Here is a 16,885-nt window from a genome sequence, read left to right as displayed (position 1 = left end):
CTGGTTTTCAAAGTTGCCAGTTGTCAGCGCGCGCTTCTACTTCCTGGCGTTTCTTGTCTAATTTCTTTATAAATGTACTATATTCCGCGGCAGGAAGCAAACTTTGCAAGGTCTGTTGCGCCTGCTCTGCATACGTGAACAAGCCCTGGTCCAGGCTTTCCAGCGCATAGGCTTTATAAAGCTCCGAGGCGTAAGGATTATAGGTGATGCCGCTTAACAAAATGGTATAGGCCTTCTCTTTTTCAGGCTTGTAAGCATCAAAGAACCTGGCGGCGGCCAATACCACTTCTTCGTCGTAGAGCAGCATGGCCAGTGCTTGCTCGTACCTGGTGGCCGCTTCTTCTACCCGCCCTTTTTCCTCGGCAACACGGGCTTTAAAGTACAGGCGCTGGCGCTTGTCCCGGTCTGTCAGGTAAAGCTGGTCCATTTTATTGAGCAGGCCGTTATAGTTCTCTGTATAGAGCCATAGCTTCAGCTGCTGCAAATTTAAAGCAGACCGCAGCTCCCCCTCCGCCTGAAACTGGGGCGAGGCGTCCTGCATGGCGTCGTAGGCTGCCTTATAGCGCTTCTTATCCATCAGGTAATCCACGCGGGCCAAGAGGGCGTGCCGTTTCAGATCCTTCCCTTGCACGGCATCCACCAGGGCACTGACCTCCTCCTGCGTTAGCCGGGGTTGGTTAACGAGCAGGTACTGCACCTTATCTTTATCCGGGGCGTCGGCAATCACGGTCTGTACTTCCTGCTGCAGCACCGCTATCAGGTCCTGTGCCACGGCAATTGCAGCCTCATTCTCAGTAAAGCCTACCTCCTGCAGCGCCTCTATCGCCTGCTGGGGTTGGTTTGCCAGCGCCAGGGCAAACCCTTTGGCCAGGAAAGCCGGATTATAGCCCCTCTTTTTGGCCAGCTCAAAATAAGCTGCGGCGGCCTGGTAGTTCTCTTCCTCCAGCATCCACTCCCCTAACGCATTATAGTAATAGCCGCTCCGCGATTCGGCCTGTATCGCCAGGTTCTCCAACAAGTCGCGCCCGGTCTTCACACGGCCGTTGTAATGATGCACCATGCTCTTGAGAAACAGGAGGTCCTCGAAAAAAACCTGGTTGCCGCGCACCGCAAGGTAACTGTTGATGGGAGCCAGTCGTGCGGTATCTCCCTCGCTCAACCTGCTGATGGTTTGGTTATAGAAAAGAGCCAGGTCTTCTATCGCCTCCAGCGAGTCGGGCATAAAAGCGTCTTTTGGTCCCGGGTCGAGGCCAAGCAGCTGGCGCAGTGCGGCCGAGTTGCTCCGCAGCGACTTGTACTGGCTTTTCCGGCTCTCGTCCAGCAGGTCCTTGGCCGGCTCCAGCATGGCTTGCCGGGTATAGTAGGCCAGCCGGTTACTCCTGACAAAGTCCGTATCAGCAGTGTGCTTCTGGGCCAGGTCAAAATAATACGCGGTGCTGTCCTGCACATTGGTCTGGGCATACATCAGGGCCAGGTTGTTGTACATCTCGGCACTCTCCGGAAACTTCTCCACCCCTTGCTGCAGCACGTAAAGCTTCTCAAAAAAATACTGCTTGCCATCGTAGAGGTTCGCCAGCCGGACGTAGAGCTTTGGGTTCGGTCTTTTTTCGAGGGCCTCCTTCAGGTGCAGTATCTCGTTGTTGCGCTGGTCCTGTTTGCGGTACGAGGCTGCCAGGCTGTAATTCGCTTTCACATTGTTTACATCATACAAATCACTCTCCTGGTAAAACCGACGGGCCAGTATATCGTTGCCCGATGCCGTGTAAAGGTCGCCGAGATAATTGTAGTAGCCACTTTGGGCATAGAAATAAACCCGGTATTGGCTGCGCATCACCAATATGGCGCACGCCATCAGGCTCAACAGGAAAAACGAGAAAAGGGATAAGCGCTTTGGCTCATACACCACCCTGTACACGGGCATACGCCGGCTGAGCAGCGTGCTATAGTTAAACAGGATATACAGGAAGAACCCGAAGCCGAACACCAGGTGCGTATACACGATCACATCATGAAAGAGCACCGTAAGCGAATCGTTGGCTGTAGCAAAGGCGTAGCCTATGCTTAGAAAGGTGATGGTGGCAAACACCAGGTATAGCACCGCGCCCGCAGGCCGGAAAAGAAAGATGCGCCGGTAGTAGGCCTCACGTTGGCGCATGCCCCAGAAGCCCGCCACTACGGACAAAAAGAAAATCACGTACCCATTGATGTAAAAAAGGTCGGCTTTCAGGTAACCGATGTGGCGCAGGTAGAGCAACAACAGGTTGAGCAGGTAGAGCATACTGATCAGTACAAACTGCCACAAACCAAAGCGCCGTTCCGGCGTTTTGGCCTGCGTGTTTATCCAAAGCAGGGCGTTCACGTTCTCATACGACACCCAGCCGATAAACAGGACCGCAGCCACCAGTGCGCCTATGCTGCTGTAGTTAACCAAATGAAGGGTGATGAGTGCTGCCGAAAACTCGGCTTCGCTGTAGATGAGCAGGCCCAACACCGCCACCACGCCTGCAATTGCGACAAGGCGCAAGGCAAAGGGGGTTTTGGGCCAGAATGCCTGAAAAGCGTAACTACTAATCGCCAGGAAAGCGATGCTGACCAGCAAGGTGGTTTGGCTGGCGCCACTTCCGAAAACAGCCAGCAGATCGAAATTGAAGGTAGCCAGGAAGAGCATGAGAAGGAGCATGCCCCCATAATATGGGAGCTGCTTCATGGTACTGATGGCTGCGGTGTAGAAAACAAGGCAGACGGCCAGTATGCCGAGCACCAGCGTGGAGGCCACCAGGTTAATGGCAGGCAGGGCGACATCGTACTGCTCGAAAATCAGGTACCCGTCTGCCATGAAGGTGAAAGGCTCGAGCAAGCGTGTCACCTCGTGTACCGGCACCGGCACTACTTGCAGGTCGGTTATCTTATCCCAGCCAAATGCATAGCTTTCTCCGGTAAAATAATGGAACACGCCCAGCACAAGCGCCAACGCACACAGCAGGAGTAAAAAAAGATAGGGATACCTGATGTCAGTATCCCAGTCTTTCCAGAATCTCAGTTTGCTCATAAGTAAGTCAGCCGACTATTCCAGCACCTTGGGAACCCGGAAATAATCGGAGTCTTTTTTAGGGGCGTTTGCCAATGCCTGATCGTGTGTCACGGTGTTCCTCACAACATCCTCCCGAAACACGTTCACCTCCTCCGACATGTGCGTGAGGGGTGCGATGTTTTCTGTATCGAGTTCGCGCAACTGATCTACCCAGTTCAGGATCTTGTTGAGGTCCTGCAACACTTCCTGCTCCTGCTCCTCGTTAAACTCCAGCCTTGCTAAGTGCGCTAATTTTCTGATAGTCTGAATATCGGTTGACATATGTTTGGTTATGTTTCTTTAGTTCCGCTTGCATCACCTGAAAAACCCGCTCTTTAAGCAGGGGAAGGTCTTCCAGTGTCATTCCTGTTGTCTCTATTGGCTCGTGCACCACAATTTTGAGCGGGTGCCAGCGCACTTTCAGCTTCCCGTCCAGATCCGGCAGAAAGTGTTGGTTAAAGGGCATGGTAACAGGCACCACCGGCAACTGCTTTTCAATGGCCAGTTTAAAGGGGCCATCCTTAAACGGCAACATTTCTTTGCCTGCCGTTGGCGGAATAGTGCCTTCCGGAAAAATAACCAGGTTGCGGCCCTGCTCCAGCGTTTTAACTGACTTTAGATAGCTTTTGGCACTGCTGACCGCATTCCTGCGATCTACGGAAATATATAGTTTGCTATACACCTTTCCCCAGAGTGGCACTTTGGCCAACGAGCTTTTGCCTACAAAGTTAAGAAATCCGGGAATGGCATGCAGCATCATCGGAATATCGAGGTAGGAACTGTGGTTTGGGGTAAAAATATACAGCTGCTTTGGGTTAAATTGCATGCGCCACTCCACAATAAGCGGGGTCAGGAACATGCGCAGGAAAACCGTGGACCAGAGCCTGTTTATCCCATGCACATAGCGATACCACTTCTCTTTCCGGATCAGGAAAGCCTGCAGGGGATATGTTACCACAAATGGCGCTATAAACCAGGTAACGCACCAGGTAGTATAGATTCGCTGTGATAAATATTTAATGGCTTTCATGTGTTCAAAAGTAAGAATTATCCCGCACTGTACAAGGGCGCGTTGGCTTACAACAGGCAAGTTTAAAATAACAACGATAAAATGCGTTTACTGGTATAGCCACTCCAGTTTCCGGCTCTGCCAAATCTGGCACTTAGCGCACCTGACAAGAGCTGGTGTGCACCTGCATTGGAGTTGCTGTTTTGCTGAGGCCGGAGGAGAAATATATTTGCTGTCCCGCTTTTAATTTCTTTCCAGCAACAGGTGCGCTTTCAGGATGCCTGCCACGCTAATGGCATCGGTGATCTCATTGTGCAGGGCCATGCGCACTGCTTCGGCGAAAGGCACGCGTTTCAGAAGCAACTCCTCTGTCTCTTCAAAAGCAGTTTCGCCGGCGGTTAGTTCCTGCGCCAGAAAAACAAATCCTTCTTCGTCGGTTACGGAATTGGAAGTATGCAAGCGGCATATATTGGTCCATTTGGCAGCCGTAAAGCCTGTCTCCTCCTGCAGTTCGCGCTTCGCTGACTCCAGGATGTCGTTTTCGAGCAATCCGCCGCCCATGGGTATCTCCCAGCTGTACTCGTTGAGGGGGTAGCGGTACTGCCCCACCAAATACGTGTAGCCCTCGGCGTCGATGGGAATAATGCCGATGGCCTTGTTCTTCATGCTCACCACCCCGTAAATGCCCTCGCCGCCGCCGGGGTTCAGCACCTGGTCTTCGCGCAGCGTTATCCAGGGGTTCTGGTAGATGTGTTTGCTGGAAAGGGTGGTCCAGGGGTTGTGCGTTTCGTCGATCATGGATTAAATTAACTGGATGACAAAGATAACACATTTAGCGCTGCCTGCAGAAATCCAGCTATCGAACCCGAGGCAAAAAATAGTAACCCTATACCTCCTTCACAAAAAAATCCTGCAACCTCAGCGGCTGTAGGATTTTCCGGTCAAGTACAAAGTATGGTTTGATCAAAGTGCCCCGGCCTGGATGTCATCCACCACCGTAGGGTCCAGCAGCGTGGAGGTATCGCCTAAGTTAGCGGTGTCGCCTTCGGCAATCTTGCGCAGGATACGCCGCATAATCTTGCCGGAGCGGGTTTTGGGCAAGCCACCCACGAGCTGGATCTTGTCCGGTTTGGCAATTTTACCGATCTTTTCCACGACGGTTTCTATGATCTCGGCACGGACTCTCTCGCTGTTCTCCGCTTTCCCTTTGCAGATCACAAACGCGTAAATGCCCTGCCCTTTCACATCGTGCGGGTAGCCGACCACCGCCGACTCAATTACGTGGGCGTTGTGGTTGATGGCCTCCTCTATCTCGGCGGTGCCGAAGCGATGCCCCGACACGTTGATCACGTCATCTACGCGACCAATAATCCGGTACAGGCCGTTCTCGTCGCGCTTGGCGCCATCGCCGGTAAAGTATAAACCATTGTATGTAGAGAAGTAACTCAGGCGCATGCGCTCATGGTCGCCGTAGGTAGTCCGGATCATGCCCGGCCACGGGAACCTGATACATAGGTGCCCCTCAACACCATTTTCCACTATCTCCTTCCCATCGCTGTCCACCAACAGGGGCTGAACCCCGGGAAGCGGCAAGCCGGCGTGCGCGGGTTTCATGGGGGTTACGTCGGCCAGTGTAGAGATCATGATGCCGCCTGTCTCGGTTTGCCACCAGGTATCCACTACCGGGCAACGCTCTTTGCCCACATGGGTGTGGTACCAGTGCCAGGCCTCCTCGTTAATAGGCTCGCCTACTGAGCCCAACACTCGTATCGAGTCGAGGCTATAAGACAGCACATCGTCGATGTCGCCCCCCATCAGGGCGCGTATGGCTGTAGGCGCCGTGTAGAAGATGCTCACGCCAAACTTATCGCACACTTGCCAGAAGCGGCCGTTGTCAGGGTAGGTGGGCACGCCCTCGAACATAAGGGAGGTGGCGCCAGAGAGCAGCGGACCGTAGAGCAAATAGGTATGGCCGGTTATCCAGCCAATGTCGGCGGTGCACCAGTACACGTCGCTCTCCTGGTACTGGAACACGTTGCAGAAGCTGTACTGTGCGTACACCATGTAGCCGCCACAGGTATGCACCACGCCTTTTGGCTTGCCCGTGGAGCCGGAAGTATAGAGTATGAAAAGCATATCCTCTGCGTCCATCTCCTCGGGGGGGCATTCTTTGCTAACGCCTTTTACCTCGTCGTGGTACCACACATCCCGGCCTTCCTGCATGTTCACGGCCCAGCCCAGGCGCTCTACCACAATTACTTTTTTCACGGAGGTGCATTTCTCCAGTGCTTCATCTACCACGCGCTTTACCGGAATCTGCTTGGTGCCCCGGTTCAGTCCATCAGCGGTAATCACCATGCTGCACTGTGCGTCGTTTATCCTGTCGGCCATCGCTACAGCCGAAAAGCCGGCGAACACCACCGAATGCACGGCACCAATCCGGGCACAGGCTAGCACAGCAAAGGCCAGCTCCGGTATCATGGGCATGTAAATGCAAATGCGGTCGCCTTTTGTCGCCCCGTTGTTTTTGAGCACGTTGGCAAACTGGCATACTTTCTCGTGCAGCTCGCGGTAGGTATACCGTATAAAACGTTCGCCAGGGTCGTTGGGCTCCCAGATCAGGGCCAGTTTATTGCCGCGCGTTTTCAGGTGCCGGTCCAGGCAGTTTTCCGTTATGTTCAGTTTCCCGCCCTCAAACCACTTGATGCTCGGCTCCTCAAAATTCCACGTCAGGGTTTTGTCCCACTTCTTCCGCCAGGTAAAGGTATCCGCTATCGTTGCCCAGAACTCCTCGGGTTTCTCCACGCTTTGCTGGTAAGCGTTCTGGTATTCTTCATAGGTTTTGATCTGGTAGTTGTTCATGGGGAGGTGTGTGGTTAAGGAATCGAAAAAATTTTACACTGATTTGTGCGGCAACAAAATGCAAACCATAAAGGAAGTATAGGGCTTTAATTCTTAAAACGCAAGCATTAAGGCTGCCCAGAGCCAGCAGGCGGCGCTTACATATCCCGAACCGACACCAACACGTCCGGGTACTGGTCTGTGTTTTCCAGAAACTGCACGATCTTTTCGCCTACCGCATCGGGTGTGGCCAACTCTCCCTTGGCTTTATAATCCTGGAACCTCGCCACATTACTGAAGCGGTTCACGTCGGCCTCCCGGATACTGGCCTGCATCGCGGTATCGACAATGCCCGGCGACAGAGCAAAAACTTTCACACCGGTGCCTCGCGCTTGCTGCTCCTGCTGGATGGTTTGCGAGAGCATATCGAGCGCAGCTTTTGAAGCGCAGTAACTGGCCCAGCCATCAATGGGATGCTTGCCCGCCCCCGAGCTAATGTTAACGATCACCTTCTCGCCAGCATGGGCTTGGTAAACCTTCAGAAACGTATTCATCAGCATGGCCGGCACCACCACGTTCACATCAAAAACAAACTCAAAGCTTTCATTCGGCATGCTCTCGCCCACATACCCGATATCGCCTAATACCCCTGCATTATTGATCAACACAAGCCGTTTGGCATCCGGATAGGGTAAGAAAACTTTCTGCAGGTTATGTTCCACAGCTGCTATATCAGAAAAATCGAGGGGCTGGTGGCGGTAGTTTGGGTGTTTGATGCAGGTGGTGCGCGATACCCCCGCCACTATGTTCTCTGAGTCTTTTAGGAGTATTTCCGCAATGGCTTTTCCAATGCCCTTGCTTGCCCCGGTAATAATAAAAACATTCATAGAAATTTTATGCTAAAAATTTTAAATTCATAGTATGATTTATTACTAACTTAGTATAAGTTAAAGAATCCGTTTTGCTTCTCTTCAGTTACCTATTTTGTAAAGGCTATCAAGAAGTAAATATGGTATACTTTGCTTAGCAGGTATACTTACCCGTTAAGTACAGCAAGTACAACCGTTTAGTTATGGCACAGCAGTATAAAGACATGGCGGGATTGGTACAGGAGCTTTGCGAGCCACATTTTGAGTTAGTTTATCAGCCGCCCTTAAAGCTCTCCCGCGTTACCTGGAACTATGCGCCCTCCAGCCTGGAATACAGGCATGCCATCCTGCATTGGTTTCAGCACCTTTCAAAGAACCAGGTACAGCGCACTTTGTTTAACAATACCAAGGCCGGGCTCATTTCGACGGAGGACCAGCGGTGGAGCGCTTTTTATATTGACTATATGTTGCCTAAAACAAGCCTGAGTAAGCTGGCCTGCGTTATCTCACACGACATATACCAGAAAATGCTGATTGCCCACATGCATTCGCTTACAGCACACCCGACGTACGAACTCCGCTTTTTCGACCAGGAGGCAGAGGCTTATAAGTGGCTAGCAAGCTAATGCCCCAAACTAACACATAAAAAAGGCTGTCGTGTGCTCTAAGGTACACGACAGCCTGATAAGTATAAAATTAACGCCTACTGGTGCGAAATGGAAACCCTGATGACAGAAGACGTAGCGGGAATAGTAAAGGATGGGTGCCGCGATGCTGCGGTTTGTATCTGATTCACCATGTCTGCCGGGCCAACATCTGTTGCCATTGGATCCTGCACCGGCTTTTGGTTAGGGCCGGTTCCGGGTTCCGTGTCTTCCTCGGTACCGGCATCATACAGCACTATCCGTGAGGTCACGTCCCCGTCCACAGCATTTAAACCATCAAACAAATCTAAGCCATTATCACCGAAGGCGTAAAACCAGTCGTTGGACTGCACAAACATGGTTGCCAGCTGCAACCTGTCTCCGGGCGAGGCTTCGAAAGTGAAGGTACTTATTTCGCCAGGGAATATACCAGGGCTATTGCCCGGGCCTCCCGGCGAATCGAATGTGCCTGATATTACATCAGAAAAGCTCTTCAGCTCCATCGCCTCCTGCATCGGGAAACCGTCTTCTGCAATACGCTCTATCCCCTCATCTGCCGGCTGCCCTACTGTAAACATCGGATTATTATCGTCACCGTCATAAACAGCGTAGGCACCAGGCGAAAGCGGCACAGCACCGTTAGCACGTTGTGTGTTTAGAAGGTTTGGAGTAGAAACATTTTCAATTCGTACTGTGAAAGTCTCTGAGATTATATCTATTTCATCGTCGTCGTCGTCGCAGCTTCCTAGTGCCACTGCACTCAGGCAAAGAAAGCCTACCATATACTTATTTAACATAGCTTTATTTAAATTTAACATAGCTTTATTTAAAAATATAAAACATCCCTTTTAAAAATATAAAACATCCCTCTTTTCATAGAGGACCTTTTACTTTTTACGGCGCTATCTTAGCTCAAGCCTATAAAAGCTGTTTATTATTGGCAGAACCAGTGCAATTTAATGTAAAGAATACTAAATAATTAGCAAAGCAGGAAAAAGGGGTATAACAAGTTAGTGCAATTTTATCCTAATCCTTTTTGCTAACTCACACCAGGCTTAACTAGCTACTCAACAAGGAGCTGGTGCCCCTGCCACAGCAAAAGCACCGGCCTAACATGAAAAAACTGCTCTCTCAGTACTACAACTCCTTTCTAATTTTTAATTTTTCTAAAGAATATACTGGCTCAGGTCCCGGTTCTTCACCATACCTGCCAGCCTGTCTTGCACCATAGCCCTGTCGACCACAATGTGGGCGTTAGCGCCTATTTTATCCGGCACATCAAAAAGAATATCATTAAGCAGACGACTCATAACAGTGTGCAGGCGGCGGGCGCCTATGTTCTCCACCTCCGAGTTCACCTCAAATGCAATAGATGCGATCTCATCCAGCGCTTCGTCGTTGAAGGCCAGTTCTACCCCCTCCGAGGCCAGCAGGGCTTCGTATTGTTTGGTCAGCGCGTTTTTCGGAAACCTTAATATCTGGTAAAAGTCATCCTTGGTCAGGCTGTCCAGCTCCACCCGGATAGGGAAGCGGCCCTGCAGCTCTGGAATCAGGTCGGATGGCTTGGCAACGTGAAAGGCACCAGCAGCGATGAACAGGATGTGGTCGGTGTTGATGATGCCATACTTGGTGTTCACCGTGGAACCCTCCACAATTGGCAACAGGTCACGCTGCACACCTTCGCGGCTTACGTCAGGGCCACTGCCTTTCTTGCTGGAGCTGGCTACCTTATCAATCTCATCAATAAAGATAACGCCGGAGTTTTCCGCTTTAAAAATAGCCTCCTCCTTCACCTCATCCATATCGATCAGCTTGGAAGCTTCCTCCTCCAATAAAATCTTACGAGCCTCGGCAATCGTTACCTTGCGCTTCTTTGTTTTCTTGGGCATCATACCACTGATCATCTCCTGAATGTTCATCATGGAGGCCTCGTCCATGCCGGGACCCATTACGCCCATGCCCGGCATGGCGCTTTGCTGTACCCGTATCTCTATCTGGCGATCCTCCAGATCGCCGTTCCGGATCTTGATCCTGAATTTCTCGCGCGTGCGCTCGTTCAGTTCCTGGTCCGTATCCGGCATCGCGTTTGGGTCGGAGGTGACACTGATCGATGCGTTAGAGCGGCCCTGAATAGGCGGGATAAGGGCATCCAGGATAATATCCTCCACCATTTCGGCGGCCTTTTGCTTCACTTCCTCTTTCTTGCGCTGCTTTACCATGTTCACCGACTGCTCCACCAGGTCGCGCACCATGCTTTCCACATCGCGGCCAACATAGCCCACTTCGGTAAATTTAGATGCCTCCACTTTGGTAAAAGGGGCATCGGCTATTTTGGCCAGGCGCCGGGCTATCTCTGTTTTACCCACCCCGGTTGCCCCGATCATGAGGATGTTGTTGGGCACGATATCGCTTTTAATGCTTTCGTCGGCATTCATGCGGCGCCAGCGGTTACGCAGGGCAATGGCTACATTGCGTTTGGCGTCTTTTTGGCCAATAATGTACTTATCCAGCTCTTCCACTATCTGGGCCGGGGTTAAAGATGCTATTTTATTATCTAACATGGTTTCAATTTTAAGAAAGGCCTCAAAGCTACTATACAAGCCCTGCGGCCTATGGGTTTTTAACTGCGCTTCTTTTTAAGGAAGGTACTTGTGTTTGTACTCACCGTAACATAATGGGTGGCACCCGAGGGATGAAAAAAGGCGCTGCTGTAATTCAGCTCAAAGGACCGCACGCGCAACATGGCTCCTGCCGAGAAACCGGCCCCTCCGCCGGCGTTGTCGAGGCGCAGCTCTTTGCGGCGCAAATGGTTGTAACCGGCCCGCAGCTGAAAGTTTTGGCTGAAAACAAACTCGGCTCCGGCTACAAAATGACGTGCCACCTTATCGGCCAGCTTTTTCTCCTCCTGTACCTCGTTGCCATTCTCATCCAGCTTGCCGGGCGCATTGGGGTCCAGGTAAACGATGTCGAACTGGTAGAGGCGGTGCCCGGTAAGGGAAAGCCGCACGGGCATGTGCTCTGGCTTGTAACTGATGCCGAGCTGCGCATCCCAGGGCATTTGCTGGCGCTCTCCGCCTTCAAAAGGCTTAACCTGGTAGCCCACGTTTTTAAAGGCAAGGCCAACCGTAAAGTCTTTCTCCGGATGCTGAAAGGCAACGCCGGCATCTGCCAACAAACCCACGGCCTTGTTCCCTGCTATGCTCGACACAGCCACCTTGGCAGTAGCGCCCATTGTAAAGGCATCTACCTGGCGCGCGTGCGTTACGTGCAAGGTATAATCGTTCACATTAAAGCTGCCCTCCTCCAAACCTGTGGCATCGCGCTGGATAAAGTCGTCGTAGTTGATGTAATTGATGCCCGTAGCCCACCGGCCATACTTTCCAGAGTTGAACCCATACACCACCATACTTTGCCCGATATCGGCCAGGTAGCCCACATAGCTCAAGCTTAGCTGCTTAACCATCTCCTCGCTGAGCAGGGCAGGATTGGCCAGCACCATGTTCACGTCGTGGCCCCCTGCGGTTACATTCACCCCGCCCAGGGCGGCCAGTTTAGCATTTGACGGTAACTCCAGGAAAGAAAAACCGCGCTGCCCACCTACCTGTGCCTGCACTGTAAGCGACAAGCTCAGAAGCATGCAAAGGAGGAGGGCTTTAAGTTTCATGGGTAGTAAATTCTGGATAATTGATTATAAAGCAACTGAGTAGGATGGTTTTTTTCTAAATTTATTATTCAGGCCATCATGCTGCTTCTGCTTAGCTCTCCGTTGCCGTTTTCTCTTCGGTTACGGTAAGCTTAAGCGGGTACTTTACTTTCTCCTGCAGCAAGGCGATCTTCACCACATCATCCACGCGGTCCACGTAATGGATGTGTACCCCTTTCACGTATTGCTCCGGAATCTCGTTGATGTCCTTTTTGTTTTTCTGGCACAGGATGATATCGGTTATTCCGGCTCTTTTCGCCGCCAGTATCTTCTCCTTTATGCCCCCCACCGGCAAAACTTTACCGCGCAACGTAATCTCACCGGTCATGGCCAACCTTGGTTTTACCTTGCGCTGTGTAAACACAGAGGCAATGGAGGTAAAGATGGCAATACCCGCCGAAGGGCCGTCTTTCGGAACTGCTCCCTCCGGAAAGTGGATGTGCAGGTCATACTGATCGAACAGGCGGTAGTCAATATCTAGCAGCTCGGCATGTGCTTTTAAGTAGGAGATGGCCGTCATGGCAGATTCCTTCATCACATCGCCCAGCTGGCCCGACAGCGTTAGTTTCCCCTTGCCCCGGCTAAGTATGGATTCAATAAAAAGGATATCGCCCCCCACCGATGTCCAGGCCAGGCCCGTTACAACGCCTGCCGTGTCGATGTCCTGGTACATCTCCTTATCGAATATCTCGGAGCCCAGTATCTTCACCACATCTTCGGGCTTGATAGATCTGGCAAACTCCTCGTCCATGGCTTTCTGCTTTGCCGTGTTGCGCAGCAGCTGCCCGATCTTGCGCTCCAGACTTCTAACGCCTGACTCGCGGGTATAGTCTTCAATCAGTTTATGCAGCGTACCTTTTGACACTTTTACATCATCCGGCGCCAAACCATGCTCTGCCACCTGCTTGGGCACCAGGTGGCGCTTGGCTATCTCTGTCTTTTCCTCCAGGGTGTACCCTGTCAGTTCGATGATTTCCATCCGGTCTCGCAGGGCCGGCTGGATGGTGTCCAGGGAGTTGGCCGTTGCAATAAACAATACCTTGGACAGGTCGTACTCCACATCCAGGTAGTTATCCATAAACGTGTGGTTCTGCTCCGGGTCCAGCACTTCCAGTAGGGCAGAAGACGGATCGCCACGGAAGTCGGAGGCCAGTTTATCGATCTCATCCAGAATGATGACCGGGTTAGAGGAACCTGTTTTCTTGATCTGGCTGATGATCTTGCCCGGCATGGCACCCACATACGTGCGGCGATGGCCCCGTATCTCGGCCTCATCGCGCACGCCACCCAATGACATCCTGACATAGTTACGACCCAAGGCTTTTGCAATGGAGCGGCCAAGGGAGGTTTTGCCCACCCCCGGAGGGCCGTACAGGCACAGGATAGGCGCCTTCATGTCGTTCTTCAACTTCAGCACGGCCAGGTACTCAATGATGCGCTCCTTCACTTTCTCCAGGCCATAATGGTCGGCATCCAGTATTTTTTTGGTCCGCTTCAGGTTAAAGTTGTCCTTGGTGAACTCGTTCCAGGGCAGGTCCAGCAAAAACTCCAGGTAATTAACAGAAACGGGGTATTCGGCTGCCTGCGAGTTCAGGCGCGCCAATTTGTCTATCTCCTTCTTAAAATGCAGCGCCACGTTTTCGGGCCATTTCTTTTTGGCGGCACGCGCCCTGAACCGTTCAATCTCCTGATCGGGGCCCTCTTGGCCCAGTTCATCCTGCAGCACCTTAATTTGCTGGCGCAGGAAGTAGTCCCGCTGCTGCTGGTCAATGTCGGTGTGTACTTTAGAGTGGATCTCCTGCTTCAGTTCCAGCAACTGGATCTCGCGCAACATCAGCTCCAAGAGCTGCGTTCCGCGCTCCACGCCATCATTCACCTCCAGCAACTGCTGTTTTTGGGCCACTTCTACGTTCAGGTTACTGGACAGGAAGTGGGTCAGGAAGCTGGGCGAGTCTATGTTATCAAGCGCTACCTGGGCTTCTTGCGGTATCTCAGGGTTCAGCTTCAGCATTTTGCCTGCCGCATCCTTCAACGACTGCACCAGCGCTTTCACTTCTTTGCTCTTTTTATCGAGCTTGGTTTCGGTGCAGGGGCTGATCTTAGCGCTCAGGTAAGGGTCTTCCGTCGTGATCTCCTCAATCTTAAAACGGCTGTGCCCCTGAATGATAATGGTGGTATTGCCATCGGGCAGCACCAGCATCTTCAATATTTTGGCCACCGTGCCCACCTCAAATATATCTTCTGCGGTGGGGTCGTCGCTATTGGTGTTCTTTTGGGCTACTACGCCTAAAATCTTATCTCCTTTGTGGGCCTTGCGCACCAGCTTCACCGATTTTTTGCGGCTAACCGTGATGGGCAGCACCACACCCGGAAACAGCACCGTGTTCCGAACAGCCAGAATTGGCAATTCATCCGGCAGACTTTCCACAGGAAGGTCGTCCTCCATCTCAGCGGTGATCACCGGAATCATGTCATCATCTTCCTCATCCGACAAACTGCTTAGCATCAGGTTCTGCAAAAAGTTCTTTAACGTATAGTTCATAATTTATATCAATGCCAAAATGACAGAAATAATGCGATAAGCGCTATATTTCTGAATTGCCTTATAGTAGTCAAGTCCTGTGCCACTCTCAGGCAGCATGCATAATTGTCTTGCCTGCGTATTGCCTAATTAGAATTAGCATTATACTAAGGAACAAAGCCTACTTAAAGGCGTTATAAAGATGTTAACTAAATAATACAATAATAAATCGTTAGGTTTAAACAGTAATGAATCGTGGGCTCCTCTTCTTATTCCTGGCTCTTTTGCTTCCTTTTTTGGGATGTGAGCAGTCGCGGCATATGATGAAGGAAGGCGAAGACCCCTTAAAAGCAAGGAAACACGCACCTGCACCCGATGTTCACCTGAATTTCCCTAATTTAAACAAAATCCCCCACTATCAGAACAGCAAGCAACTTGCCGTTATCCAAAAACTAGAGCGCCGCAAGCAATACGACCAGGCTTTGCCCCTGCTGGAAGACTATGTGCGGCATTTCGGGATTGAGAACTTTTACAAAGACACCAAACTCTTGTGGCGGCTGGGGCAGTTGCTGGAGCGCGAAGGCAGGGAGGAAGAGGCCAAACAGCTCTATCGCCTTGTGTTAAAGCACCACCGCACGGATGCGCGGGGCGTGTATGCCTATTATGACTCGCTGGAGCAGAATACCAAAGACTATTATGTACCCCTGGACTATTATTATGAACTGGTGGAGTACCGCAAGTCAGTTACCACCTTTAAGCCGCCAAAGGGGGTTTACCTGAACATGGGCAACGCCATTAACTCGCCTTTCGCGGATTACGGCCCTACCCTGAACGAGGAGAACGAGGTCTTTATCTTCACTTCTAAACGCAACCTGCAGGGGTTAAATGGTCGGGAGAACGAAGACCTCTATTACTCGAAGCGCGTAAACGGCATCTGGCAGCAGGCCGAGTCCTTCGGGAAACCGATAAACAGCATTTACAACGAAGGTTCCGGATGCCTGAGCCGCGACGGAAAGACGCTCTACTTTGCCCGCTGTGAATCGCCGGACGGTTTTGGCAACTGCGATCTGTATGTGGCCCATCTGCAAGCAGATGGCACCTGGGGTGAGATCACCAACCTGGGACCGCATGTGAACTCCGATGCCTGGGACTCGCAGCCCACCCTTTCCAGCAAAGAGGACACGCTTTATTTCGCCTCTGACCGCCTGGGCGGCTTCGGCTTATCTGACCTGTACTACACTTACAAAACCAGGAAAGGCGACTGGGCACCGGCCCAGAACCTGGGGCCCACCATCAATACCCGCGAGAGCGAAGTAAGCCCTTTTTTCCACCCTTATTACCAGGTTTTATACTTCAGCTCCAGGGGCCACCTGTATAACTTCGGCGATTTCGACATTTACAAAACCTATAAAGTGAACGGCGAATGGCAGGAGCCCCGCAACATAGGCCCCTTGGTGAACGGAAGAGGCAGCGAGTATTACTTCACGATTGATGCCAGCTCCAAGAACCTATACTATGCGCGCTCCGAGCCCGACGACATCGAGAACCTGAACCTGTATTCTTTCCCTTTGCCCATGGAGGCCCACCCCCTGGCCATCACAAAATTGCAGGGAGTGCTAAAGGATTCCGTCAGCAACAAGCCACTGGCCGGCATCGTGTCCATCATCGACCTGGACAACGGAATTGAGGTGTCATCTAAGTACATCCGGCCCGACGGTTCTTTTGAGTTTGACCTGATAGAAGACGCCCGTTACATGATCCTGATCCAGGGACCGGATTTCTTTACCATTGAGCGGGAACTGGAACTACAGCAGGACACCACCTTTCAGCTGATGGCCACCCTGATCGACTACAGCATTCCGATGGTATTTGAGAATATACAGTTTGATCAAAACCAAGCCACAATTAAAGAGGAAATGAAGCCCGTATTAAACGAAGTGGCCCTCTTCCTGGTAGACCACCCTACGTTCCGGCTGGAGATCACGGGCCACACCGATGCGGCCGGCGACCCCGCTTTTAATTTAGGCCTTTCGCAGGACAGGGCGGTGGCGATTCAGAAATATATCGAAAACAAAGCTAAATTGCTGCCTGGCAGGATAGATGCTATCGGGTATGGGAACACACGACCGATCCGGCCAGAAAAAACCGAAGAGGACCGACGCGTAAACCGGCGCGTAGAATTCAGAATGATCAAGCCTGCCAAACCAGAGCAGGGATTCAGATAAAAT

The 16,885-nt window shown here is 51.7% G+C and carries 12 protein-coding genes; 2 read left to right on the top strand and 10 right to left on the bottom strand.

All coding sequences use genetic code 11. The annotated features are described in order from the left end of the window. Positions 1-7: 7 nt before the first annotated feature. The 6 genes from AC4BAN_RS08525 to AC4BAN_RS08500 all read right to left on the bottom strand — a co-directional run bounded on the left by AC4BAN_RS08525 (position 8) and on the right by AC4BAN_RS08500 (position 7,807). Entirely contained in the window at positions 8-3,049 is a 3,042-nt protein-coding gene (locus AC4BAN_RS08525) for a tetratricopeptide repeat protein (RefSeq protein WP_490563970.1), read from the bottom strand. 15 nt (positions 3,050-3,064) lie between these two features. Continuing rightward, positions 3,065-3,352, bottom strand: a complete 288-nt coding sequence (gene gatC, locus AC4BAN_RS08520; RefSeq protein ID WP_490563969.1) for an Asp-tRNA(Asn)/Glu-tRNA(Gln) amidotransferase subunit GatC — start codon at positions 3,350-3,352, stop codon at positions 3,065-3,067. Beyond that, positions 3,294-4,100 carry a lysophospholipid acyltransferase family protein gene (locus AC4BAN_RS08515; protein WP_490563968.1) on the bottom strand — a complete coding sequence of 269 codons (807 nt, stop codon included), beginning with the start codon at positions 4,098-4,100 and terminating at the stop codon, positions 3,294-3,296. Before AC4BAN_RS08515 ends, gatC begins: the two co-directional genes overlap by 59 nt. A 222-nt stretch (positions 4,101-4,322) precedes the next feature. Beyond that, positions 4,323-4,877, bottom strand: coding sequence for an NUDIX domain-containing protein (locus AC4BAN_RS08510; RefSeq protein ID WP_490563967.1), 555 nt, complete (start codon positions 4,875-4,877; stop codon positions 4,323-4,325). A gap of 165 nt (positions 4,878-5,042) precedes the next feature. Beyond that, positions 5,043-6,941, bottom strand: a complete 1,899-nt coding sequence (gene acs, locus AC4BAN_RS08505; protein ID WP_490563966.1) for an acetate--CoA ligase — start codon at positions 6,939-6,941, stop codon at positions 5,043-5,045. Positions 6,942-7,078: 137 nt separating this feature from the next. Beyond that, positions 7,079-7,807, bottom strand: coding sequence for an SDR family NAD(P)-dependent oxidoreductase (locus AC4BAN_RS08500; RefSeq protein ID WP_490563965.1), 729 nt, complete (start codon positions 7,805-7,807; stop codon positions 7,079-7,081). Positions 7,808-7,992: 185 nt separating this feature from the next. Between AC4BAN_RS08500 and AC4BAN_RS08495 the strand changes: the two genes are divergently transcribed. Then, positions 7,993-8,415, top strand: a complete 423-nt coding sequence (locus AC4BAN_RS08495) for a hypothetical protein (protein WP_490563964.1) — start codon at positions 7,993-7,995, stop codon at positions 8,413-8,415. 77 nt (positions 8,416-8,492) lie between these two features. On the opposite strand, the gene AC4BAN_RS08490 is transcribed toward AC4BAN_RS08495, so the two are convergent. From AC4BAN_RS08490 to lon, 4 genes are all read right to left on the bottom strand, one after another. Further along, positions 8,493-9,230 carry a spondin domain-containing protein gene (locus tag AC4BAN_RS08490; protein ID WP_490563963.1) on the bottom strand — a complete coding sequence of 246 codons (738 nt, stop codon included), beginning with the start codon at positions 9,228-9,230 and terminating at the stop codon, positions 8,493-8,495. A gap of 369 nt (positions 9,231-9,599) precedes the next feature. Continuing rightward, positions 9,600-10,994, bottom strand: a complete 1,395-nt coding sequence (hslU, locus tag AC4BAN_RS08485) for an ATP-dependent protease ATPase subunit HslU (RefSeq protein WP_490563962.1) — start codon at positions 10,992-10,994, stop codon at positions 9,600-9,602. 59 nt (positions 10,995-11,053) lie between these two features. Further along, positions 11,054-12,097 carry a type IX secretion system protein PorQ gene (porQ, locus tag AC4BAN_RS08480; RefSeq protein ID WP_490563961.1) on the bottom strand — a complete coding sequence of 348 codons (1,044 nt, stop codon included), beginning with the start codon at positions 12,095-12,097 and terminating at the stop codon, positions 11,054-11,056. Positions 12,098-12,188: 91 nt separating this feature from the next. Beyond that, positions 12,189-14,678 carry an endopeptidase La gene (lon, locus tag AC4BAN_RS08475; protein ID WP_490563960.1) on the bottom strand — a complete coding sequence of 830 codons (2,490 nt, stop codon included), beginning with the start codon at positions 14,676-14,678 and terminating at the stop codon, positions 12,189-12,191. Positions 14,679-14,905: 227 nt separating this feature from the next. Here lon and AC4BAN_RS08470 point away from each other — a divergent pair, with 227 nt between their 5' ends. After that, the gene (locus tag AC4BAN_RS08470; protein ID WP_490563959.1) at positions 14,906-16,882 is read left to right on the top strand and encodes an OmpA family protein; all 1,977 of its coding nucleotides are present in this window, start codon (positions 14,906-14,908) and stop codon (positions 16,880-16,882) included. The last annotated feature ends 3 nt before the right edge of the window (positions 16,883-16,885 follow it).

It is taken from the genome of Pontibacter sp. GD13 (assembly GCF_058216355.1).
The sequence above is the reverse complement of the archived record's forward strand: the minus strand, read 5'-3'. Positions and strand labels throughout refer to the sequence as shown.